Source organism: Acinetobacter sp. 8I-beige (assembly GCF_902505955.1).
GTDB classification, from domain to species: domain Bacteria; phylum Pseudomonadota; class Gammaproteobacteria; order Pseudomonadales; family Moraxellaceae; genus Acinetobacter; species Acinetobacter johnsonii.
This window is the reverse complement of the sequence record NZ_LR732792.1, coordinates 237,443-261,211: the sequence shown is the minus strand read 5'-3', so window position 1 is coordinate 261,211 and position 23,769 is coordinate 237,443. Positions and strand designations below refer to the sequence as shown.

24 protein-coding genes are annotated in these 23,769 nt (G+C 42.3%); 12 read left to right on the top strand and 12 right to left on the bottom strand.

Features of this window, described 5'->3' with window-relative positions; genetic code table 11:
• Positions 1-23: 23 nt before the first annotated feature.
• The gene (locus GVX98_RS11575; protein ID WP_125280370.1) at positions 24-1,223 is read left to right on the top strand and encodes an NAD(P)/FAD-dependent oxidoreductase; all 1,200 of its coding nucleotides are present in this window, start codon (positions 24-26) and stop codon (positions 1,221-1,223) included.
• Between the two features lie 21 nt (positions 1,224-1,244).
• Here the strand turns inward: GVX98_RS11575 and GVX98_RS16780 are convergent, their stop codons facing one another.
• From GVX98_RS16780 to GVX98_RS11560, 4 genes are all read right to left on the bottom strand, one after another.
• Positions 1,245-1,397, bottom strand: coding sequence for a hypothetical protein (locus tag GVX98_RS16780; RefSeq protein WP_171503346.1), 153 nt, complete (start codon positions 1,395-1,397; stop codon positions 1,245-1,247).
• A gap of 168 nt (positions 1,398-1,565) precedes the next feature.
• A complete protein-coding gene (locus GVX98_RS11570; RefSeq protein ID WP_159128151.1) occupies positions 1,566-1,757 on the bottom strand; it encodes a hypothetical protein in 192 nt (63 codons plus the stop codon).
• Between the two features lie 60 nt (positions 1,758-1,817).
• The gene (locus GVX98_RS11565; protein WP_159128150.1) at positions 1,818-3,524 is read right to left on the bottom strand and encodes a mechanosensitive ion channel; all 1,707 of its coding nucleotides are present in this window, start codon (positions 3,522-3,524) and stop codon (positions 1,818-1,820) included.
• Between the two features lie 164 nt (positions 3,525-3,688).
• Positions 3,689-3,967, bottom strand: a complete 279-nt coding sequence (locus GVX98_RS11560; RefSeq protein ID WP_159128149.1) for a hypothetical protein — start codon at positions 3,965-3,967, stop codon at positions 3,689-3,691.
• Positions 3,968-4,254: 287 nt separating this feature from the next.
• Here GVX98_RS11560 and GVX98_RS11555 point away from each other — a divergent pair, with 287 nt between their 5' ends.
• The 5 genes from GVX98_RS11555 (at position 4,255) to GVX98_RS11535 (ending at position 8,417) form a co-directional block, all read left to right on the top strand.
• A complete protein-coding gene (locus GVX98_RS11555) occupies positions 4,255-4,677 on the top strand; it encodes a hypothetical protein (RefSeq protein ID WP_004694572.1) in 423 nt (140 codons plus the stop codon).
• Positions 4,678-5,237: 560 nt separating this feature from the next.
• The gene (locus GVX98_RS11550; RefSeq protein WP_010326225.1) at positions 5,238-6,182 is read left to right on the top strand and encodes a transporter substrate-binding domain-containing protein; all 945 of its coding nucleotides are present in this window, start codon (positions 5,238-5,240) and stop codon (positions 6,180-6,182) included.
• A 68-nt stretch (positions 6,183-6,250) separates the two neighbouring features.
• Entirely contained in the window at positions 6,251-6,994 is a 744-nt protein-coding gene (locus tag GVX98_RS11545; RefSeq protein ID WP_004981232.1) for an amino acid ABC transporter permease, read from the top strand.
• Positions 6,994-7,677: an ABC transporter permease subunit gene (locus GVX98_RS11540; protein WP_159128148.1), complete on the top strand. Its 684-nt coding sequence runs from the start codon at positions 6,994-6,996 to the stop codon at positions 7,675-7,677. Before GVX98_RS11545 ends, GVX98_RS11540 begins: the two co-directional genes overlap by 1 nt.
• 14 nt (positions 7,678-7,691) lie before the next feature.
• Positions 7,692-8,417 carry an amino acid ABC transporter ATP-binding protein gene (locus GVX98_RS11535; protein ID WP_010326224.1) on the top strand — a complete coding sequence of 242 codons (726 nt, stop codon included), beginning with the start codon at positions 7,692-7,694 and terminating at the stop codon, positions 8,415-8,417.
• Between the two features lie 62 nt (positions 8,418-8,479).
• Here the strand turns inward: GVX98_RS11535 and GVX98_RS11530 are convergent, their stop codons facing one another.
• Complete coding sequence (locus GVX98_RS11530) at positions 8,480-9,202, bottom strand: carbonic anhydrase (protein ID WP_159128707.1); 723 nt, start codon at positions 9,200-9,202, stop codon at positions 8,480-8,482.
• A gap of 723 nt (positions 9,203-9,925) precedes the next feature.
• On the opposite strand from GVX98_RS11530, the gene GVX98_RS11525 reads away from it, so the two are divergent.
• On the top strand, positions 9,926-11,113 hold the full coding sequence (locus tag GVX98_RS11525) for an ammonium transporter (protein WP_159128147.1): 1,188 nt from the start codon (positions 9,926-9,928) through the stop codon (positions 11,111-11,113).
• A gap of 70 nt (positions 11,114-11,183) precedes the next feature.
• On the opposite strand, the gene GVX98_RS11520 is transcribed toward GVX98_RS11525, so the two are convergent.
• The gene (locus tag GVX98_RS11520) at positions 11,184-11,876 is read right to left on the bottom strand and encodes an HAD family hydrolase (protein ID WP_159128146.1); all 693 of its coding nucleotides are present in this window, start codon (positions 11,874-11,876) and stop codon (positions 11,184-11,186) included.
• Positions 11,877-12,040: 164 nt separating this feature from the next.
• Between GVX98_RS11520 and GVX98_RS11515 the strand changes: the two genes are divergently transcribed.
• The gene (locus tag GVX98_RS11515; protein WP_159128145.1) at positions 12,041-12,751 is read left to right on the top strand and encodes a phosphatase PAP2 family protein; all 711 of its coding nucleotides are present in this window, start codon (positions 12,041-12,043) and stop codon (positions 12,749-12,751) included.
• Here the strand turns inward: GVX98_RS11515 and GVX98_RS11510 are convergent.
• From GVX98_RS11510 to GVX98_RS11490, 5 genes are all read right to left on the bottom strand, one after another.
• On the bottom strand, positions 12,741-14,057 hold the full coding sequence (locus GVX98_RS11510; protein ID WP_159128144.1) for an ATP-binding protein: 1,317 nt from the start codon (positions 14,055-14,057) through the stop codon (positions 12,741-12,743). The genes GVX98_RS11515 and GVX98_RS11510 overlap by 11 nt on opposite strands.
• 1 nt (position 14,058) lies before the next feature.
• The gene (locus tag GVX98_RS11505; protein WP_159128143.1) at positions 14,059-14,739 is read right to left on the bottom strand and encodes a response regulator transcription factor; all 681 of its coding nucleotides are present in this window, start codon (positions 14,737-14,739) and stop codon (positions 14,059-14,061) included.
• 3 nt (positions 14,740-14,742) lie between these two features.
• Positions 14,743-16,401, bottom strand: coding sequence for a phosphoethanolamine transferase (locus tag GVX98_RS11500; RefSeq protein WP_159128142.1), 1,659 nt, complete (start codon positions 16,399-16,401; stop codon positions 14,743-14,745).
• Between the two features lie 422 nt (positions 16,402-16,823).
• Entirely contained in the window at positions 16,824-17,948 is a 1,125-nt protein-coding gene (locus tag GVX98_RS11495) for a porin (protein WP_159128141.1), read from the bottom strand.
• Between the two features lie 141 nt (positions 17,949-18,089).
• Positions 18,090-19,346 carry an MFS transporter gene (locus tag GVX98_RS11490; protein WP_159128140.1) on the bottom strand — a complete coding sequence of 419 codons (1,257 nt, stop codon included), beginning with the start codon at positions 19,344-19,346 and terminating at the stop codon, positions 18,090-18,092.
• Positions 19,347-19,482: 136 nt separating this feature from the next.
• Here GVX98_RS11490 and GVX98_RS11485 point away from each other — a divergent pair, with 136 nt between their 5' ends.
• The 4 genes from GVX98_RS11485 (at position 19,483) to GVX98_RS11470 (ending at position 22,539) form a co-directional block, all read left to right on the top strand.
• Positions 19,483-20,112, top strand: coding sequence for a 1-acyl-sn-glycerol-3-phosphate acyltransferase (locus GVX98_RS11485; protein WP_159128139.1), 630 nt, complete (start codon positions 19,483-19,485; stop codon positions 20,110-20,112).
• 65 nt (positions 20,113-20,177) lie between these two features.
• The gene (locus tag GVX98_RS11480) at positions 20,178-21,095 is read left to right on the top strand and encodes a patatin-like phospholipase family protein (protein ID WP_004981268.1); all 918 of its coding nucleotides are present in this window, start codon (positions 20,178-20,180) and stop codon (positions 21,093-21,095) included.
• 97 nt (positions 21,096-21,192) lie between these two features.
• On the top strand, positions 21,193-21,666 hold the full coding sequence (locus GVX98_RS11475) for an NfeD family protein (RefSeq protein ID WP_004981271.1): 474 nt from the start codon (positions 21,193-21,195) through the stop codon (positions 21,664-21,666).
• A gap of 15 nt (positions 21,667-21,681) precedes the next feature.
• Positions 21,682-22,539 (top strand): SPFH domain-containing protein, encoded by an 858-nt coding sequence (locus GVX98_RS11470; RefSeq protein ID WP_004981272.1) that lies wholly within the window; start codon positions 21,682-21,684, stop codon positions 22,537-22,539.
• 141 nt (positions 22,540-22,680) lie between these two features.
• Here GVX98_RS11470 and GVX98_RS11465 read toward each other — a convergent pair whose 3' ends face one another.
• Positions 22,681-23,592: a polyprenyl synthetase family protein gene (locus GVX98_RS11465; protein WP_004981275.1), complete on the bottom strand. Its 912-nt coding sequence runs from the start codon at positions 23,590-23,592 to the stop codon at positions 22,681-22,683.
• Between the last annotated feature and the right edge of the window lie 177 nt (positions 23,593-23,769).

Here is a 23,769-nt window from a genome sequence, read left to right as displayed (position 1 = left end):
CTTTATTCTCCCGTGAGTGTGTCATGTCCACAAATCAATATGATGTCTTAGTTTTAGGTGCAGGTGCATCTGGCTTAATGACAGCCTATATGGCAGCTCAACGCGGACGTAAAGTGGTGGTGGTAGAAAAAGCCAATAAAGTCGGCAAAAAAATTCTCATGTCAGGTGGCGGTAAATGTAACTTTACCAATCTGTATGTCGAGCCAAGCAACTTTATTTCACATAATCCACACTTTGTGATTTCAGCCCTTACTCGCTATACCAATTGGGACTTTATTGGGATGGTTTGTGAGTATGGTATTGAATATGAAGAGCGTAAACACGGTCAGCTGTTCACCCTAAAAGGTGCCAAAGAAATTTTAGCCATGCTATTGAGCGAGTGTGAAAAAACAGGTTTGGTCGACATTAAAACCAACTGTGAAGTAAAAGCAATTACCGCACTCGATGAGCAAGGTTTTCAAATTGCCACGACACTAGGGTATTTTGAAGCCGAATCTGTGGTCATTGCGTCGGGTGGTTTATCTATTCCGACCTTAGGCGGTTCAGGCATTGGCTATGAAATTGCAAAGCAATTTGGTCACCATGTATATCCAACTCGCGCAGGTTTGGTGCCTTTTACCTTTTCAGATAGCTTTAAAGAAGTGACCACACGCTTAAGTGGCAACGCGGTCGATGCGACTTTATCAAATGACTTAAACGCTTTCACTGAGGCCCTTTTATTTACCCATCGTGGACTCAGTGGGCCAAGCTCGCTACAACTGTCGAATTATTGGGATGTAGGACAAAGCTTCAAAATTGACTTCTTGCCAAGTGTGGATTTGCAAGACCACTTAAAAGTCAAGAAGCACAGTCAACCCAAAGCCCTACTGCGCACTTTACTGGGTGAACATTTCCCGAAAAGTGTGGTGCTTGAACTGCAAAACCTCATTTGGCCTGAACTGGCTGAAACAGCGATTGGGCAACTGTCGGATGAAAAACTGGAGCACATTGCAACGCGCTTACATGCATTTGAAGTCAAACCATCAGGAACCGAAGGCTACCGCACTGCTGAGGTCACTTTAGGTGGTGTAGACACCACTGAAGTGTCCTCGAAAACCATGGAAAGTAAAAAGCAAAAAGGCTTGTACTTTGTCGGTGAAATACTGGATGTTACAGGACATTTGGGCGGATTTAACTTCCAATGGGCATGGTCATCTGCACATGCCGCATCAGAATATGTCTAAGCCATGTACTTAAGCTATAAATTATTCCAAATAGTCCGTGCGTAGCAGTACGTACTGCTTTTGCTTCTGCTGACGGGCAAGTGCTAAGTCCATTTTCGCAATGGCAATATGGACATGGCTCGGCTGGATCACTGAACGTTTCGCCATCAAAGTTTTTTTTAATATTTGCATCATCTGTTTTTTTCCTTTTTAAACTGCAATTTATAAAAATAAATTGTGAAATACCCATGCAACTATCACAAAAGTATAGGCATTTAAGTATTTCTAATTTATGAAATATCCATATTCCATATGCATTAAACATACCAAATTAAATTTCATTCCACACTATAGACTTTTGTATTATTTTTCATCAGATTCATCCGCATCATGGCCTTCAGTTGCCGCAGTCGGTATTCTTTCAGCATTGGTCTGCGTTGTCTCACTGATCTTTGGTTTTGCAAAGACAAATTTATAAGCACTCACAAAAAATCCAACCGTAATACCCGCAATGATGATTGGGGCAAAATATTTATTTGGGGCTTTTTTTGACATCAGTTTACTCCAATAAAAAACACCAACCGCCATCAGCGGTCGGTGTTTAGTGTGATTAATTTAGTCTGGATCTTTGGGGTGAACGTCAATATCTTGTTCAGCTTCACCCGTTGAACCAAAAGGTTTATTTAAAGGTTTATGCGCAGGATCAACCTCTGCTGTAGTTGGAATATCATCTGCATGTTGATATTCCTCTGCAACCGTTGGTGTATCCATTTGCTCTTTCAGTGAGGCATGCTCTTCTTTGCCTTGTGCTGATTGTGTGCTTTCAGCTTTGGCCTGATAAAGTGGATTCGGTTGCGTACCTTCTTTTTTGGCTTTATCTAACAAATCGGTCAAAACCCGTTCCGCAGGTTGACGCCCGCCTAGACCAAAAGCCAGTGCAAAAGCAATAGCAACCGCACCAAGCGTTAAGCCAAAGGCCAAATTCACAATGGAATCTGCGATACCCATTGCACGCAAGCCCATCGCCAACACTAAGCCAATGATCAAGACACGAACAATGTTCGCCACCCAACGAGAACTGTTGTATTCACCACGCTCAATCACCTGTGCAACCAAGTTCGCCAACCAGAAGCCCACACCCAAAATGACTGCACCCAATAGGATGTTTGCACCAAACTGGATAAACATCGCAATCAAACCACTGATCTGTTCAAAGCCGAGTCGATTTGCTGCTTCAGAGAACGCAAATAACATGGTAAAGAACACAATGAAATAACCCACGACGCAAGACGCTTTGGTGTTTCCTAAGAAACGTTGCAAGCCAACTTTGCTTGGAATGTCATCTACACCTGTTCCCGACAAGACTTCAACCACAAGGCTTGCGACAAAACGTGACACCACATAGGCCAAGATTAAAATCAATGCCGCCGCAATGATGTGCGGAATCGCATTCATGATTTCATACAACATGGCCGTCGCAGGTTGAGAAATTGCATCAATGCCTAAAGCTTCAAACGCAATAATCAGCGCTGTGATAATGACGATTGCAAAAACAAAAGATCCGAGCACTTTAGCCAAATCTGAGTTTTTAAACAGTCCTACTTTTTCAACCTGTTTTTGTACATCTAGGCTTCTCAATAAACCCTCAATAATGCCCCGTACAATTTTTGCCAGAATATAGCCAGCAAAAACAATTACACCCGCAATAAAGATATTTGGCAGATACAGTACGGCTTCATTGACCATATTTTGGATCGGAAAGAGCAGCCCTGTCAGACCGAGTATCGACAAAACGATGGGTAAGAATAGTAATAAAATCAGCCAATAAACGATTTCACTGATGTTTTGACTCAGGGTACTGACTCCAACATCCTGACTGAGTTTTTCATCTAACTGAGTGCGATCCAATCCTTTTTGTAATCCCACTTTGACCAAATTTGCCACAATCCAGCCAATAAAGCCCACAGCAACAGCAGCCAGCAGTTGCGGAATAAACAACAAGAACTGTTGAACCATATTACTAAATGGCCCACTTACACTGGTGAGATTGAGGACATTGAGTGCGCCAATCACCGCAATGATCAAGATGAGCCAAAACACAACTCGAGAGATAATATTTTCAATATTTGAGCGATGGCCGGTAGCACTGGAAAGTTTTTGGTTGGTCCCAAGTTTGGTTAAAACCTTTTTCACAGCACCTGCAATCAATAATGCAATAATCCAACCAATGATCAGGATGGCGATTGCGGACAGGATCGGGTGAAACTGGTCCCAATAATACATCGCATCAAATCGACCCTGATGCCCTACATAATCATTCATTTTGTTCTCCCTCTTGTTATGTCTACCTCACAGCGACCTTTGCTCAAATACAGATTTTAGTTTTGAAGTGATTGCCTGCCATGAGGTATGAATGAGAAATGGAATACCTTTTTGATGACTGCTAAAGAAAAAACCCCTGTACAATACAAGGGCTTTAGTTACATTTAGCGGTCAGTTGCAGTCGCCGTATTGCTATCGGTGGCTACCGCTTCGTCAGCTGCTGTTGCAGTGGTACTGTTATTCGGTGTTGCAGGCTCTGCGCTCGGATTCGGATGTCCTGGAGGCGCCTCAGTCGGATTTGGCTTGGTATCTGCAAACATATAAAGTAATAATGCGATTAAGAAAATTCCGACCAATGCCAACATATACACAGGCACGCGTTTTTTCTTTTGCCGCTCCTCTGGCGTTTGTACATGGGGCGGTTTATTGAAATCATGTGTCATAGCTCCCCCTCAATTTTCTATTATCAAGTTGTCGAATTTTTATACTAACAACTGCTTGTGTAGCATTGTGTTTCAAAGCATAGTGAGATAGTAAACAAGCTCTTTATTTTAAGTTAAGTTATTATTTTTTAGGGTTTTAAAAATACTCATTCATCTGTCAATTCAGTGTTAAAAGTCATATAAAAAGTATTTCACCTAGGCATGGACAAAAAGAGTCTAGCGAACAGCGCTCTTCAACTGAATTTGCGCTATAATTATGCACCTTGTTTTAGCTGTTTTTGGACTTTATGGCATATCGTCAACAAAGTGTAACGCTTGATTTAGACACTGATGTTACGCACCAATGTCATTTGCACTACACGCGAGACCAACATCTTATTGGTATTATTGAATTTTCTAAGCCTAGTTATATTCTAAAGTGGGGCGATCTGGAGTTTTTCCGCCGTCGTACTGAAGAGTTTTCAGTGATGCCTTTTCCTGAATGTGTCAATGCCATGATTATTGATATTCGAAATGTGCAAGCCTTTTTAGACAATGAAACACCCATCATTCCTTGGCGCTTACTGGAAGAAGAATGTCCTGTGCGTTTAGTTGTACCTCAAGACCGTTTAGATCACTATATTGGGCTGTTTGAACCAACATGGCTGACGACAGATATTGAAACGGCTATTTCTGAAATCCGTGAATATATGGATATGTTTGTGCACTAAGCACTTCTTCATACACGCCTGCTCATCTCCTCCCCTTGCGATTGTGCCCCGTCATTTGTTCATAACGTACAGTCGCTTTTATTTTTTATTCCTCTGCGGAAAACGTAGGACAGCAACTCAAATTTAACTGACCTTTATATACTGCGTCATAAAATGGATCATCTTCAAAATAAAGCACTTTTCTTTGCTATTGCCGTTTTAGCATGTTCTACACGAACAAAATCCATTCTGTCATGCATCCATAGCGAAACGCATAGCCAACCCTGTGGCATTAGACATTAGCCTAATAAAATGAATTAGAAAACTTGAAATGGCACGCATTATGCATAATTTTCTTTTTAATATCAGAGGAATATAGCGATGCACTTATTTAAAGCATTATTAACAAAATATTAAAAATCCCTCTTGAGCAGCAAAAGCAATCTCGATTAAGATGCAGACTAAGCTGTAAAAAAATACCATAAAAAGAACATCTTTTGCACAGAATAAAGCTTTAACCCAATTCTGACGTTTTTGATAAAAACAATGCAATTGATGCTGCAAACAAAAGGAGTTTGTACATGACCATGCAACGTAATCTTTCTGCCCTATTTTGTGCAAGTGCACTTGCGCTGAGCCTCAGTGCATGTAGCGACAACAAAGCACCTGCAACGGATGCAGCTAGCACTGGCGCAGATGCTTCACAGTCAGGCACTTTAGATAAGATTAAAAAATCAGGAACCATTGTTTTAGGTTACCGTGACTCCTCTATTCCATTCTCCTATATCGCAGACAACCCAAATCAACCTGTCGGTTATGCACATGATTTACAGCTCAAAGTGGTTGAGGCTGTTAAACAAAAGCTGAATATGCCTGATTTGAAAGTTCGCTATAACTTAGTCACCAGCCAAAACCGTATTCCATTGGTTTCAAATGGCACAGTCGATCTTGAATGTGGTTCAACTACAAACAACAAAGAACGCCAGCAACAAGTTGATTTTTCTGTGGGCTTCTTTGAAGTGGGTTCACGTTTACTTACTGCAACCGATTCAGGTGTGAAGGACTTTGCTGACTTAAAAGGCAAAAAATTAGTAACGACAGCAGGAACAACCTCTGAACGCTATATCCGTCAGCATGAAAAAGAACTCGGTATTGGTGAAGTGATTTCTGCCAAAGACCATGCTGAATCATTCTTGATGCTCCAAAGCGGTCGTGCTGCTGCGTTTATGATGGATGACATTTTACTTGCTGGAGAAAAATCAAAAGCCAAAGATCCAAACAAGTGGCACATTGTCGGTACAGCACCAATTCAAGAAGTTTATGGCTGTATGTTACGTAAAGGCGATACTGGCTTTAAGCAAGTGGTTGATGATGCAATTAAAGCCACTTATAGCTCAGGTGAAATTAACAAGATGTACAACAAATGGTTTGAACAGCCAATTCCACCGAAAAACATTAACCTGAATTTTGCTATGTCAGACCAACTTAAAGCCTTAATTGCAAACCCACATGACCGTGATCAGTAAACGATAAAGGAAAGATTAATGTTCACTCAGGCAAAGTTTCTTTGCCTGACCTATTTTAGGGGATTGTCATGAATTATACCTGGAACTGGGGCGTCCTTTGGCAATCCACAGGCGTCGGAGATAGCACCTATCTCAGTTGGATTTTAATTGGTTTAGGCTGGCTGGTTGTTATTGCCATTGTGGCTTGGAGCATTGCAATGGTGCTCGGAAGTATTCTCGGCATTATGCGCACGCTTCCCAATAAAACCGCACGTGCTATCGGCACTGGCTACGTCACCATTTTTCGTAATGTACCGCTACTAATCCAATTATTTATTTGGTTCTATGTGGTGCCGAATTTCTTACCTGGTCCGATTAAGTCATGGTGGATTAATGATTTAAGTGCAGGAACAACAGCGCTGATTTCAGCCAGTATCGGTCTTGGACTGTTTACCGCAGCACGTGTCTGCGAACAAGTTCGCACAGGTATTGAAGCTTTACCTACTGGACAGGTCAATGCAGGTTATGCCATGGGCTTTAGTACCGCACAGCTATACCGCTATGTCATTTTACCGCAGTCCTTCCGTACGATTTTGCCGCCTCTGAGTTCAGAGCTGACCAACTGCGTCAAAAATACTTCTGTGGCCTCTTTAGTTGGGGTCTCCGAGATTATTTCTCAGATGAAAACCATCAGCGAATATACGCAAAACACTATCGAAATCTATACCTATGTCACGATTATTTTCATCGTTATTAATGTGTGCTTAATTACCTTAATGACGCTACTTGAAAAACGCTTACGTGTCCCAGGTTTAATTGCAGGAGCTAAATAATGGAATGGCTCACCGCATTTACCCATGATTTGCAGTTATCTGCACCTGCCCTATGGCATGGCCTAAGTATCACGTTAAAAGTGGTCATCATTGCCACCATTGGCGGTATTTTTATTGGTACGTTATTGGCGCTGATGCGTTTGTCTTCATTTCGCATCTTAAATTTAATTGCACAAAGCTATGTCAATTTATTCCGCTCAATTCCGCTACTGTTGGTCTTGATGTGGTTCTACTTTGCTGTACCTTTTATTTACACCACCATCACTGGAAATTACCTGACCATCGATACCGCTTTGGTCTCAAGTATTGTGGCGTTCATGCTTTTTGAAGCGGCTTATTTCTCTGAAATTGTACGTGCAGGGATTCAGTCGATCCCTAAAGGTCAGTCTGCAGCAGCTTATGCACTGGGCATGACCTATGGTCAATCCATGCGCTTGATTATTTTACCACAAGCTTTTCGTAAAATGACGCCGTTACTATTACAACAAACCATCATCTTGTTCCAAGACTCGACCATGGTGTACGCCATCGGTCTACTCGACTTCTTCCGTACAAACTACGTGCGGGGCGATTTGATGTCTCTATTAACACAATATATTTTATTTGCTGGCTTGGTGTATTTCACCATCAGTATGCTAGCCACATATGCAGTAAAACGATTACAAAGGAGGTTAAGCGTATGAGCGACCAAAAAGTAATGATTGACCTCCAAAATGTCAGTAAATGGTATGGCGATTTTCAAGTATTAACCGATTGCACCACACAAATTTGCCAAGGTGAAGTGGTGGTGGTCTGTGGCCCATCAGGCTCAGGTAAATCGACCCTGATTAAAACAGTGAATGGACTAGAAGCTTTCCAACAAGGTCAAATCACAGTCGATGGAATTCCCATCAAAGACCCTAAAACAGATTTGACCAAATTACGCAGTCGCGTAGGCATGGTGTTTCAGCATTTCGAGTTGTTTCCACACTTAAGCATTACTGAAAATTTAACCATTGCCCAAATTAAAGTATTGGGACGCTCTGAAGCTGAAGCGAAAAAGAAAGGCTTAGGCTATTTAGAACGGGTTGGGCTGAGTGCACATGCACATAAATTTCCAGCACAACTTTCAGGTGGACAACAACAACGTGTCGCAATTGCCCGTGCCTTAAGCATGGATCCTATTGCTATGTTGTTTGATGAGCCGACATCGGCACTTGACCCTGAAATGATTAATGAAGTTCTTGATGTGATGGTCGAGTTGGCACATGAAGGCATGACCATGATGTGTGTCACCCATGAAATGGGCTTTGCCCGCCAAGTGGCCAACCGTGTGTTGTTTATGGATCAAGGTAAAATTGTCGAAGACTGTAGCAAAGATGATTTCTTTAACACCAAACGTGGCGATCGTGCTCAACAGTTCTTAGACAAGATCTTGCACTAGCACAGACGGGTTATCCCAAATTAAAAAAGCAGATCACACGATCTGCTTTTTTAATTTACGCTCTAGTCTAAAACCAAGCGTGCATTGGTGGCTTGAACAGGACGGTTATTCGGATACCCCATCAGTGCAGCGAAGTTTGCGATTTGCTGTGCTGATGCCTGCTGAATATCTTTTAAGACCACCCAACGTACACCTTCAGTACACGGCGGTGTCGTAAGCGAACCATTAAAACGGTAGTACTCGCGATGTGTCGGCAGAAATTGATCTGCGTTTAAATTGAGTACTATCTGGGGGTGCCTGTACTGCTGCCATAATCCATCAAGTGCTTGATTCTTTTTCCCTTGTTCATACATCATCGCAATCACAGCCAGCTCGCCTTTTTCAGAAGCATGGACTAAATGTAATTCCATCGGAAAACTTTTGCCGTGAATCGTATTTTCAGAAGGGCTATGTAAATGCATTTGTAATAATTGAAATCGTTCTCCCTCTAAACTTAAATAACTGCCTTGATGAAAATTGGCTTGTAAAGTATGAGGAAGCTTCACGATACTTGTTTCCGCAGTTTTATAATCAAAATCAAGTGCCGCAAGGTCTGCTGAAATCACATGCTCAATATTAATGGGCGATTGATTATGCCCCGCACAAGTTTGGTATTTGCTATTGAGCTGGCTCCAATACTGCGGTGCTGTTTGTGCTTGATAACCCCAATCCGAAGTTATGTCACTACTGGCCCAAGCCACTACACATGGGAGACCAAACAATGTTGCTATTACTTTTTTATTCATCATAATCCATCAAAAAATATCGGTTTAAAACGTCCCATATCCTCTAAGAAATCACGCTCAGACAGCAAAACCTAAAATACCATTTCTGCCTACTTGTCTTTGTTTTTTGTGCAAACACTGTAATCATGACTTTAAGGTAAAAAGCCAGTGCTGCTCTGCTATTTTGTCTTGTTTTAGATGTAAATCGATAAAATAGGCCTGATCATATATGACAATAATTACAATTAATTACATGTAGTTATGTGATTATTCACCTTTTATCTGTGATAAATTAAAATAAGAATGAGAAAATACAATGATGTTTAAAAACTTTCACTGATGCACAATCAGCACGCACATTTCATGGTATGAGCGTTCCAAAAGAGAACAAAGCAACGGAGACCTAAATAAAAATAGCTGCTGACCGAATTTTTTTATCATTTTTTGCATTGCTACTTTTTAGATTTATCTCAAGAGATAAAATATACACCTGTATATTTAAAATAAAGAAACTTAGATAAATATAATATATTCATAAACTTAATATTAACTCATATTTTAACCCATGCACCACTGCAATGCACAAACACCATCATGGTGCACACTTTTGCTTTATATCGAGTCTTGTTATTTTTAAGCAAAACTTAATCAATATTTCCTTTTTGTTGAGATCTTCACGAAATTACAGGCATCAGTATACTGAGTTTCTTTTTGCAAAATTTTGCACTCAAATGGAACCTAAACATGCAAAATATTGACTTACTTTTTCTTCTTCTTGGTGCGGTTTTAGTCCTTGCCATGCATGCGGGCTTTGCTTTTTTAGAACTAGGGACAGTTCGTCATAAAAACCAAGTCAATGCTTTAAGTAAAATTTTAACGGACTTTTCACTTTCCGCAATCGCTTACTTCTTTGTTGGTTATTACATTTCCTATGGACATCATTTTTTCCATATCGGAGATACCTTAGCAGCGGATCATGGTTATAACCTAATGCGCTGTTTCTTCCTGCTCACTTTTGCGGCCGCAATTCCAGCCATTATTTCAGGCGGTATTGCCGAGCGTGCCAAAATGCGCTCACAAGCGATTGCCACCGTGTTATTGGTGGCCTTGGTTTATCCTTTTTTTGAAGGAATCGTATGGAATGGCAACTTTGGTTTACAGCAGTGGCTACAAGACACTTTCGGTGCAAGTTTCCATGACTTTGCCGGTTCAGTGGTGGTACATGCTATGGGAGGCTGGATAGCTCTGGCTGCGGTGGTTCTACTCGGTGCACGTGATGGTCGCTACAAAAAAGATGGTCGTGTCAGTGCGCATCCTCCTTCATCTATTCCATTCTTGGCTTTAGGTTCATGGATTTTAATCGTGGGTTGGTTTGGCTTTAACGTAATGAGTGCACAGCGTTTAGATGCAATTTCAGGACTGGTCGCGATTAACTCACTTATGGCCATGGTTGGCGGAACCTTGGCAGCCAACTTCGCAGGAAAAAATGACCCAGGCTTCTTACACAATGGCCCTTTAGCGGGTCTCGTTGCCATTTGCGCAGGTTCGGATGTCGTACATCCGATTGGGGCATTGGTGATTGGCGCTATTGCTGGACTGATTTTTGTCAAACTTTTCACCTACACCCAAAACAAGCTGAAAGTCGATGATGTGCTCGGTGTATGGCCTTTGCACGGCGTATGTGGTGCCTTTGGTGGGCTTGCAGTCGGGATCTTTGGTCAAAAATGGCTTGGTGGTTTGGGCGGTGTTGCGATGATGTCACAGCTGATTGGTACGCTCTTAGCAATAGGTATAGCTGTTATTGGTGGATTGGTGGTCTATGGCGCTTTAAAAGCCACGATGGGCATCCGTTTAAGTCAAGAAGATGAATTTCGCGGTGCAGATTTATCTATTCATAAAATCTCTGCCAACTCAGATGACAGTATGTTCTAAACACATTTCCACTTTAATGCGGCTCACATGGGCCGCTTTTTTTATTCGTATTGAACATGATAAGAGGCTTTTAGCGCTCTAAATAATCAAAAATCTCGGACAATACAGTGATACTCGGTGCAGACATCTGTACTGAAGGAACATGAAAGCCTGATAACCACAGTGCTTGCATTCCTGCCTGCTGTGCACCTTGTACATCATTGATAGGATGATCACCTATAAATAAGCACTGCTCCACCTCAACAGCCAGTTGCTGTGCGGTGTCAATAAAAATATCAACTTCGGGTTTGGCTTGGCCAAACAATCCAGAGCTATTGATCACATCAAAATAATGCTGAAAGCCCAAGCCATTTAATATAGACAGCCGTGTGGCATGACCGCCATTTGAAATAATGGCGAGTTTATACCCTGCTTGCTTTAGACGGATTAATGTTTGTTCAGCCCTAGGCATCGCCACAGCACTGCGACCAAACTGTTCAAACCAAAAATTGCTTAATTCTTCTAAATGCGGAGGCATTTGCCAGTTTAACTCCTGTAGCAACGCATAAGCCACTGAAGCACCGATGCTGGGATGAGTTAAATACTCTTTTAAGGGATAACCACCATTATCAATCCGATTCACAATCGACTCAATCTGCTCCACATCAACGCAGTTAAGCTGGCTTTGATACGTGTCGGCAAGGCCTTGACTAAAAGCCGCAACACTTCGCCCACGATGCGTCAAGGTATTATCCAAATCAAATAGAACAGCACGTATCGACATGTTTAAACCTCATGTATTTGAGAGCAAATGTAACACTGAACCGACACTTTGTATTCGCCTTAAAGCGATAACCAAAGCACAGATCATGCTAAAGCAGATGAAACAGCGTTTATGTTAAGCCTCGTTTAAGCTGACGCTGTTGGAATAGTGCTTATTTTCATAACATGGCCTCACTTGTGTCGGATCAGCAACGTTTTTTCATCCTTCAGTTTTTTATTTTGACGCTGGGTTTTGCCGTATTGTGGCTGCTCTTCCCTGTGGCGGGCACCATCGACTTACAACTGATTCACCCCTTTATGGATCAAACTGGCCATTTTCCACTAAAGCGCGACTGGGCCTTAGCAGAACTGAATCACCGTTATGTTAAAGACATCATCATCGCGGTGTATGTAATTTATTTGCTGAAATGGCTCGCTTCGTATAAATGGGCTGCGTTAAAACCCCAGCGTTGGCAAAATGGCTATTTCATTGGCTTAGTCCTCATCAGTACCAGCCTCATTGGAATTTTAAAATCACAATCCGCACATGCCTGCCCATGGGACATGACTCTAGCCACAGCACATGATTTCTTTTGGGACTTATCCGCCAGCGCAGGACATTGTTTCCCTGGAGGACATGCTGCGACAGGTTTTGCGCTCTTTGTGGGATATTTCGTATACCGTCTAAATGAACCCAAACGCGCGTGGTTTTATTTGCTTGCTGCCCTGATTTTAGGCTTTGTCATGGGTTGGGCACAAATGATGCGGGGCGCACATTTCCTCAGTCACAATTTATGGACGGCATGGGTGATTTGGCTGGTCAATGTACTGGCCTATGCGCTGTGTTATAAGCAGTTTACACCGTCCAGCCCAAATCAAGCTGAAACTATAGCTTAAAGATCACTTGAACCTGTAAGCCGCCCAATCCTTTACTTTGTCCAAAGTGCAGTTTGGCGCCAATTTTTTCTGCGGCTTTATCGACAATGGATAAGCCCAGTCCACTGCCGACTTCCAGATGATGATGTACGCGATAGAAACGCTTTAAAATATGATCATAAAGTTCTGGTGCAATGCCCGGCCCACTGTCTTCAATTTGAACAATCGCTTGCTGATCTTGCTGATAAATGGAGACATTAATCACGCCCTGTTCAGGCGTATATTTAATCGCATTATCCAAGAGATTATAAACAATGGAATGTAAGGCTGAACTTTGAGTTTCTATCCAAAGTGATTCATGCTGTTCCAAGCCCAAGTCAATATTTTTGGCCAGCGCTAGCTCCATCAGTTGCTCCATACATTCAACCGCCACATCACTTAATCCTAATCTTTGTGTAGGTTCTAAACTTGGTACGGAAGCATCCTGCTTTGCCAAATTGAGCAATTGTGATACCAAATGTTGAGTCCGAATTAAGCCTAAACTTAGGTTTTTTAATGCTTGGTGTTCTGGAAATTCATGCAGCAAAATTTTCATTTGCAAATTCAGTGCTGTAATTGGGGTTCTGAGCTCATGTGCTGCGTCGGCAATGAATTGCTTTTGTTCTTGTTGCGACAACGAAATTCGTTCAAATAAACGGTTCATTTCATTGATGGTCGGAAGAATTTCCAAAGGATAACCATCTGGCCGAATCTCACTCAGTTCATATGGTTCACGCTGTGCAAGTTCCGCTTTAAACTCATCCAAGGGCTTTAGGCTACGTCCAATAATCCAACTCAGCCCCCATAAAGCCAAAGGCATAAACAGTAAATATGGAATCAACATATTGGCCGCCAGCTCTAAAGCCAGCTTTTGTCTTACACTGCGCTGCTGGCTGACTTGAATTTGGTACTTTTCTGTTGGCAGCACATAGGTATTCCATAAGCCCTGTGCCGTGTGATGGGTATAAAATCCAGCTTTTTTAACGGGTTGTATTAATAAATCAAACTCATGTTGCCGTTGTTCAGGCAATCCATACGACCAGACATCTACAAATAAATCTTCTTCGTGATAGTGTCTGTCCGCTTCAAACTCACTCTTAATGGGAGCGGGATCATGCGCTGCAACACGCTCAGCCAAATTACGCATTTGTGCATCGAGTATCTCATTGGTCTCTTCAAGTGCAATGCGATACGCTGCAATCACCAACAAACAGCCCATCACAATACTAAATAAAGAGGTATAGGTAATCAGTTGACGCTTTAAGGAAACAGGAGTCGACTTCGCCATTTTATGCTTCAACCTGCCCCAAACGATAGCCTAAACCCCGAATGGTACGGATAAAGTCTTTGCCAAGCTTGGCGCGCAAATGGTGAATATAAACTTCAATGGTATTGCTGTTAATTTCAGAGTCAAGATCATAGAGCTTTTCTTCCAAATTAGTTTTGGAAAAAATTTTATTGGGATGACTGACCAGAGGAATTAAAATGGCCCATTCACGGTTCGATAAATCAATGGTCTGCCCTTTGTACTTGGCTAAGTGCAAATCTTCATCTAACTCTAGACCTGCATAACTCAAAGTCTGGCTTTGCTTTTGCTGTTTTAACGCGCCACTACGGCGTAATAGCGCATGAATACGTGCCAGCAACTCATCAAACTCATAAGGCTTAATTAAGTAATCATCCGCACCATGGTTTAAACCATCGACTCGGTTTTGTAACTGATCTCGTGCCGAAATAATCAACACAGGCAAAGTCGGATAAAGCGAACGGATATTTTTTAGAACCTGCATCCCATCCATCATCGGTAGGCCCAAATCCAGCAACACCACATCAAATGAATATTGTTGTAATTGCTTTAAACCATCAAAACCATTATTGACCCACACCACATCAAACTGCTGATAACGCAGCAGCGTTTGTGTGGACTCAGCAATCATAAAATCATCTTCAATAATCAATATTTTTGACATGGTCTAAGCGCTCGCTTTGGTCGCGGTACAGTGTTCTAACATATTATTTTTTGAATCAATCACCGTACTTTTTACCCCAAGTAAACTCAGTAAGCTTGGGAACAAATGATCTTGGCTTAATTCTTGGCTTTTTTGTTGCCCTAAGCAAGTGATTTGTTGCGGATTCTGCTTTTGCCATGTTTCTGAAAACCACATCAGCATCGGTACGTGGGTCTGTTGGCTTGGTGCAATAGCATAAGGTGAACCATGTAAATACAGCCCGTGCTCACCAGTCGACTCACCATGGTCAGATAAATACCAAAAACCGGTTTCAAAGTTTGAGTTTTGCTTTAATACACCAATCAGTTGACTCAATACATGGTCGGTATAAACAATGGAGTTGTCATAACTATTTTTCAGCTGTTCAGATGTGCAGGCTTGAATGGCGTTGGTTTCACACATCGGTTGGAAGGGCTGAAACTTAGGCGTTGAGCGTTTATAGTAAGCTGGTCCATGACTGCCCATTTGGTGTAACACAATTAAACGTGGCGTTTTATCATCAGCCGCAATACCGGTCATATAGGCTTTTAAGCTATCCACCAAAATTTCATCGGTACATTCACCATCGGCTGAACACCATTTTTTCTGTATCGGTTCAGGAATTTTATACTGCTCAACCCGATCACAAACACCTTTGCAGCCAGAGTTATTGTCAATCCATGTCACTTTGTAACCAGCACGCTGTGCAAGATCTAATAAACCTTCACGGTGGTGCGCTAACTGTGCATCGTAGTTTTCACGAGGCATACCTGAAAACATACAAGGTACAGAAACCGCAGTGGCTGTCCCGCAAGAACTGACTTGATTAAAGTTGATGACATTGAGTTTTTCCAGCTCAGGGTTAGTCTTTTTCGCATAGCCATTTAAAGAAAAACTTTCTGCACGTGCCGTTTCACCGACCACTAAAACCATCAATTTCGGCAAATTTTGCTGTCCAACTTGCTTCACCAAATGGGCATCTTCACCATAAGTCACCAACGGTAAATGCTGCTGTGGTCTATTTTTTTTATAATATGACAGCGTTGAACTGATCGCATTTTGCGGTGAAATCATCCCTTTGAGATCACGATGTTCACGGAAAATCGCGGCATAATCAACAAAGAAAATAAACAACATGCCTGCAATCAGTAAAATAGAAACTGCACTACCGAACAGCTTGTGCAATAACACGATTTTGAAAGGATCACGGCGGATTTTGACCTTAAACAAAACCACTAAAGGTAGTACTACCATCGCCCCAATCCACAGCACAAGACGCCATGACAACAAGTCGCGTACTTCATTGCCATCAGTTTGCATCATGTTTTGGATCTGATCTGGTGTGATCGAAACGCCTAAACTGTTGACAAAATACGCACTCATTCCACCAATGATGATCAATAACGCAGCCAACCCTTTAGCCATCGGCCGCCACTGTAACAGCTGAAAAACCAAATGATAAAAAGCCAACACCACCAAAATGGTAGCGCCGATAAAGGCATAAGCTTTGAAACCGTGATACGGTGTAAGCAACTGAACTTGCTTATAGAACATCACGTTTAAAACCACGGCTAACCACAGCGCCAAATATACGTTAAAGCGCGAAAGTGAAACTTCTTTAAAAATAGACTGCAAATTGAACATTTTAAATCATGTCTTGCTGAGCGGATGCCCCAATGTAGTTTTCTAAACTTAAAACTCGCTTAAATAAAAAAGGCGCTGTGGCCGAATATATAAAGTCATACCGATCAGTTAAGCAATCAGATGCCCTTTTTGAGCCGCCCAATATTATTTGATACGCGGAAACGTCATCCGCAACCTGCATGTCCATTTAAAAGGAAGGTTTTTGCAAAATGATCATTTAAATGCAGAAAAGAAAAAGGTTTTGCGGAAGACAAATGTTTTTGGTTCTTTTGGCTCAACAAAAGAACGGATGAGCTCCAAATATTGAATTTTAAAATACGAAGATTCCATCGTGAACGACAAAAAGTTAAGGAGTTTCTATAAAACTCCATAACTGATTCGCATTAATCTTTAGAGACTTTGCCCTTTCTAGCACTTAAACATTAAAATTTGTACTCGATCCCCGTACCTACTACAGGTTGTTTGGTTTCAAATGATGCTTGTTCAAGCGTCAAAATCCCTACGTAACCATAAGCTTTAACTTGCTTGGTAAAAGCATAATCAGCACCTGCAATAAACTGCTGCGCATCGAAGTCATCTTTAGATGTTTTAAAGCTGGTTGAGTTTTGACTGTATTGCGCTTTCACTGTCCAAGCTTTGGCAGTCGGTAAGTTATATTCAGCCCCAACCAACCAGCCTTGTGCATCGTCTATGGCAGCCGCGGCAGGATCATTGCCTTGTACATCCGCCACTTCAGAAGTTTGATATAAGGCTTTCAGCGCTAAACCATTATTCAGATTTACTCGACCAATCGCGCGTAAGGTATCTGCTGCTGCAAAAGCACTGCCTGCCACCCCGCCAGTCACTTCAGGCGCTGACGCATTCAAAGTGCCACGTCCTGCAAAGGTTGATGGAATGGCCTTATCATAACCAATACCTGCAACAAACTTTTTACTGTCATAGACTACTGATGCTGACCATGCATCTCCCAGACCACGCCCTGCAACTTTTGCTCCACCTTTGGATTTTTCAATCCCCCCTGCTTCACCAGTGGCTAACAGTGCTGCAGCTTTCAGTTTACCTGTGCCCACTCCCCAAGCAGGTGTTTCATAGACCAGCACGTTATCGACTCGGTTTTCACCCGTGAAAATCCCCGCCACATCGGCTTTGTTGGCCACATAGTTATTAAAGGTATCTACCACTGAAGACAGTTGTTTAACAGGGGTATCAATTTTACCGACTTTCAATGTGCCAAGTTTCTGGTCTTGTAAGCCAACGAGTAAATTACGCGGAACGAAAGTATCCGTGCTACCACCATTGTCTACATAGAAGGTAAATTCAGCTTGGTATAGTGCATTTAAGCGATCTGTCAGCTTCTCTTCGCCCTTTAACCCCAAAAAGGAGTTGTTAGAATTCAGCTCGACCACATCGCGGTCTTTATTTGGCGAAGCATTGTCTTCAGGTAAATAATCGGCCGTGACATCAATTTCACCATAAAAAGTTGGTGCTGCGAATGTTACCCCTGCCACTAAACTTAAAGCGATTGCGGCTGCAATTTGTGTTTTCATTATCAAAATATCCTACGGTAAATTTGTTACAAATATTACTGTTCAGACATATATGACAGAACAATTAAAAAATTATTTAGTTATATTTTTTAATTATTTACATCACTATTTAGCACTTTTTATGATTTATTTATGAATGAATTATGAAAGGTCTGGATGCATCGCAATGCCACGCCATTTGAAAATAAACCACAGGCTCAACATAGCAATGACTACAATCATACACAGATAATTAAAATAGCCGAGCCAATCTCCCAATAGACCGCTCACACTATACAAACCACCACTGACAGTGGCCATCAGCGCCACTTGAAAAGTAAAGTCCGTACCTGCCAGATGTTTACGACTGTAGTGCATCACTAGGGTGAGCATGACCACCAACAGCATCGATGAAGTCATATCTTCAAAGGCATTGATCAGATAAATCAGCCACGGCTGAATACTGTGCTGGCTTTCATATTGAAAGGCTAACCATGTATAAGCCGCCAGACTAAATATTTTAAGCACCGAATACAGCAATAAAGCCGTGGCACGGCGAATCAACTTCAAACTATAGCCCGCAAGTCCTGCACCTATTAAGGCGGAACATGCACCTAGCATGGTGACATAAAGCCCTATCTGAGAAAAACTCAGACCCAAATCGACCATTAAAGGCTTCAAAAGTGGCCCTGCTAAACCATCAGCAATTTTAAAGCTCAACAGCACGGCCAACCATGCTGCAAGCAAAGGACTCTGGACAAAATAAGCCAAATAGTTTTTGATCTGTTGGAGATTGAAAGATGTGGTCTGAGCTTCTGAAACAGCTCGATGCTTTGGCTCTGGATAAATTAAAATCGGCAGCGTGTTTATAAAGACCATTGCAGCCAGCATCAAAAAAGTGCTCTGCCAACTCAGCCAATCTAATGCCCACAAGATTGCCCCACCACCGACAATAAAACCAAGACGCGATCCAATCACCTGAAAGGTATTGCCCCAGTGCTGTTGTTCCCCTTTTAAAATATTGACCGCCAATCCATCGGTTGCAATATCTTGCGTTGCCCCTAGCAAATTCATACTCAGGAGGCCCACAAAGAAAGCCCATAAATAAATAGGTTGATTTAATCCATCAATCGGGAGGAAAGATAGTCCGATCAGCACCAGCACCGTAAGAAACTGCAATGGAATAATCCAACTACGATAGTGGCCGAAACGGGTGATCCCAAAACGATCTAAGACTGGTGCCCAAAACACTTTGATCGACCACGGCAACATCAGCAGTCCAAAGCCCCCAATCTGTGCCAGTGACACACCCTGTGCTCTTAAAATGACAGGTAAGGCATGAGTCATAAACCCAACGGGTAAGCCCTGCGCCCAATACAATGAAAACAGCAAAATATATACATTGCGAGTCTGTAGCATGCTGTTCCTATATACATGGATTGGTCAAAATGTTCATCTGAGATCGCTATCCGTTCACTTTTTTTGCCAATGAATTCAAGCCGATCACTGCTTATGATGAAATCATATACATCTTGGTCGATTGAGTATAATAACAATGAACCAATATTTTCCAGAGCTACCAGATCAAGTTCCAAGTCGTAACTCATCTGCATTCACTCGCGCTATTTTTAAGCGGCTTTATTTGGCGCAAGGTTGGCGCTTTGTTGGCGAATTTCCCAACCTGCCTAAAGCGGTAGCAATTATCTCACCACATACCTCAAATATCGATGCATGGCATGGTTTTACAGCTCTATTGGGCTTAGGCCTTCAAATCACTATTTTTGGCAAGAACAGTTTGTTTCATACCCCGCTGAAACCTTTACTTGAGTGGGTTGGCGTAATTCCAGTCAATCGTACCCATGCTCAAGGGTTAACCCAAGACATTATCGATATTATTCACAGCAAAGAAAAAATTTGGGTCGGTATGGCACCTGAGGGCACACGTAAGCAAGCCGAATCCATCCGTAGTGGCTTTTATCGCATTGCGTATGGTGCACAGATTCCAATTGTGATGTTTTCCTTTGACTATGCGCAAAAAACCATCCACTGCTTGGGTGTGTTTCATCCTACTGGGGATTTTGAGCAAGACTTAGAGCATATTTTAGATCTGTATATTGGCAAATTTTCAGCCAAAAACCCAAAATGGTTGGCCAAGCCTTTACAAAAACGCTTAAAAAATAGCTAGTAAATCAAGATCGAATCTGCTGAGATGTGCACCATTATTTGTTTTGCGTTTTAGTACTTTTGACCATGAATTTTGCTCGTTTATCTCTGATTGGTGCACTCACACTGACTATGGCAGGATGTGATCTTGCATCAAAGAAAACACCAACAACAACTCCCATTCAAGCCCGCGAACCTGTCATTGCGATTGCACTCGGCGGTGGCGGTGCCAAAGGTTTTGCACACATTGGGGTGCTTAAAGTTTTAGAGTCACATGGTATTAAACCTAAAATTGTCACGGGAACCAGTGCTGGAAGTTTTGTAGGCAGTATCTATGCCAGTGGTAAAACGCCTTTCCAGCTTCAACAAATTGCGTTGACCTTAAAAGAATCGGACATTCGAGACTTAACCCTCAACTCCCAAGGGTTTGTTCAAGGTCAAAAGCTGCAAGACTATGTCAACAAACACGTTGGCAACAAACCGATTCAACAGTTCCCTATCCGCTTTGCTGCAGTGGCGACCCGTCTTGACACTGGACGTAAAGCCGACTTTATCAAAGGCAATGCGGGCCAAGCAGTACGTGCTTCATGCAGTATTCCGAACGTTTTTGTCCCTGCAGTGATTGGTGGAACCAAGTATGTTGATGGCGGTCTGGTCAGCCCAATTCCAGTCAAAACAGCCAAGGACATGGGCGCGGATATTGTGATCGCGATTGATATTTCAGCCCGCCCTGTCGGCAACAAACCCCTCAATATGTGGGGCTTGCTCGACCAGACCATTAATATTATGGGGCAGCAAAGCATCAATGAAGAATTGAGCCAAGCGACTGTGGTGATTCAACCCAAAGTCGGACACTTGGGTACTTTGGACTTAAAAGCCAGCAATCAATCTATTTTAGAAGGTGAAAAAGCCGCACAGCTCAAAATTAAATCGATCGAAAAAGCCATTGTCGATTTTAAAAAGACCCCTGCTGCCTTTAAACCAGCCCCTAAAGCCAAATTCTAAAAAATTTGATTTTTAATATTCAAAGACTTATTCATCTGCTAAATTGATATAGATGCTTCTGCATCTATATCCCTATAACGAATATATGAGTAGATGTATGGAATTTGCTTTTGAACCTTGGCACTGGTTTGTATTGGGCGTTCTGTTAATGTTATCAGAGCTGATTCTGCCTGCTTTTGCCGCATTGTGGTTCGGTATTGCGGCCATTATGGTCGGTATTTTGTACTGGATGTTCCCCATGATGGGTGTTACCACGCAGTTTGTGACGTGGATTATTTTGTCGATTTTATGCACTTTACTTTGGTTTAAATTTATTAAACCGCTTTCGACTGACAAAACCAAAGCAGGACTGTCTCGCGAAGCAACCATCGGTCAAATTGGCATGGTGATTCAAGCGAGTCCTGAAAATGAACACATTCGCGTTCGCTTTCCCATTCCAGTACTCGGTTCAGATGAATGGAACTGTCGTACTTTAGATAAAGTCCACGTCGGCGACCGAGTACGTGTCGTTGAAATACTGGGCAATGATTTAATGGTCAAAGCACATCTCTCAACCAACGAAAATAGATAAAAGTGAGTTAAGCATATGTCTGGTGGATTTATTGTCGTTTTAGCAATTTTGGCTTTTGCCGCTGTCACCATTTTTAAAGGTGTCCGTATTGTTCCACAAGGTTATAAATGGATCGTGCAACGTCTGGGTAAATACCATACCACGTTGAATCCAGGTCTCAACTTTGTGATTCCTTATGTCGATGAAGTGGCTTATAAAGTGACGACCAAAGACATTGTATTAGACATTCCCTCTCAAGAAGTGATTACCCGCGATAATGCCGTTTTGCTCATGAATGCAGTGGCCTATATCAACATCACCACGCCTGTAAATGCTGTCTATGGAATTGAAAACTATACATGGGCCATTCAAAACTTAGTGCAAACGTCACTGCGTTCAATCGTTGGTGAAATGGATCTCGATGATGCGCTATCGTCTCGTGATCACATTAAAGCCAAACTTAAAGCAGCCATTTCGGATGATATTTCAGACTGGGGCATCACCCTCAAAACCGTTGAAATTCAAGATATTCAACCCTCTTCAACCATGCAAGCAGCAATGGAAGCTCAAGCGGCGGCTGAGCGTCAACGTCGTGCGACCGTGACCAAAGCAGACGGTGAAAAACAAGCAGCGATTTTAGAGGCAGACGGCCGTTTAGAAGCGTCTCGTCGTGACGCAGAAGCACAAGTGGTCTTAGCAGAGTCTTCTCAACGTGCCATTGAAATGGTCACTTCGGCTGTGGGCGACAAGGAAATTCCTGTGGCTTACTTATTGGGTGAACAATATGTCAAAGCGATGCAAGACATGTCTAAATCGAACAATGCTAAAACAGTGGTATTGCCAGCCGATATTTTAAGTACCATCCGTGGTGTTATGGGACGTAAAGACATCTAACTGATGCTTGGTTTGATTAAATGAGGACAGCTTTCGAGCTGTCTTTTTTATTGTGGTTGAGGAAAAACTCAAGCCTCTAAGAAATAAGTATTAAAAAAGAGGACAGGCTATATCCTCTTTTTTTAATCTAAACACTGAAACTTAGCTTTGGCGAGCCAATAAAAACTGTGAAATCTGATTAAGTTCTGCCGCCGCATCCGTTGGGAAATAAGCCAGAGCAGCAAAGGCTTGATTATGCAAAGTCTTGGCATACTCTTGTGCAGCCTCAAGTCCCATCAAGGCTGGATAAGTCGATTTTTCGACTTGCTCATCCTTCCCTGCGGTTTTACCCAGTACATCTGTATTTGAAATGATATCTAAAATATCGTCTTGCACCTGAAAAGCTAAACCAATTGCCTGCGCATATTCGCGTAACTTTGGAATCGCTTGATCGCAACCGTCAAATACAGTCACCGCGGCCATCATCACCGCAGCAGAGATTAATGCACCCGTTTTATTTCGGTGGATATTTTCAAGTGCAGCCTGATCGACACGTTTACCTTCGGCTTGTAGGTCAAGGACTTGTCCACACACCATTTTAGAACTCGCTGTCGCTAAAATTTGCATCTGCTTCAGTACAATACCCTGATCAACCACTGGGCCAGCATCAAACAGTCGACTACCTAAAATTTCAAACGCCATAGACTGCAAGATATCGCCCGCAAGTAACGCTGTATCTTCACCATAAGCCACGTGACAGGTCGGCTGACCACGACGCAAAAGATCATTGTCCATACACGGCAAATCATCATGTGCCAAAGAGTAACAATGAATCAACTCCACAGCCACAGCGGCACGGCGCACGGCTGCTGCATTATTGTTTGGATTTAAATGTGCCGTGGCATAGCACAGCGCAGGACGCACACGTTTGCCACCTAACATGACCGCATGATGCACAGCACTCTTTAACGGTTCCGGAATTGAAAAAGCATCAAGTGCCGTCAATAAATCATCGTGAATACGTTGTTGAGCCTGTTGGAGTGCATTTGCTGATACGTCGGTTAGTGCTGACACATTCGCCTCGAATAACAATAGGATAAATTAATCTGGTACTCAGTTTGCCTGAGCCGATCATTTGAAATGATCTGTTGGCATGATACTGCTTTCTGCCCGCTTTCTCTATGCCAAAAGCACAAACAAGGCACAGTATTCTATTAATTTTTGCAGACGAGGTGATAAGAATGACTTTTC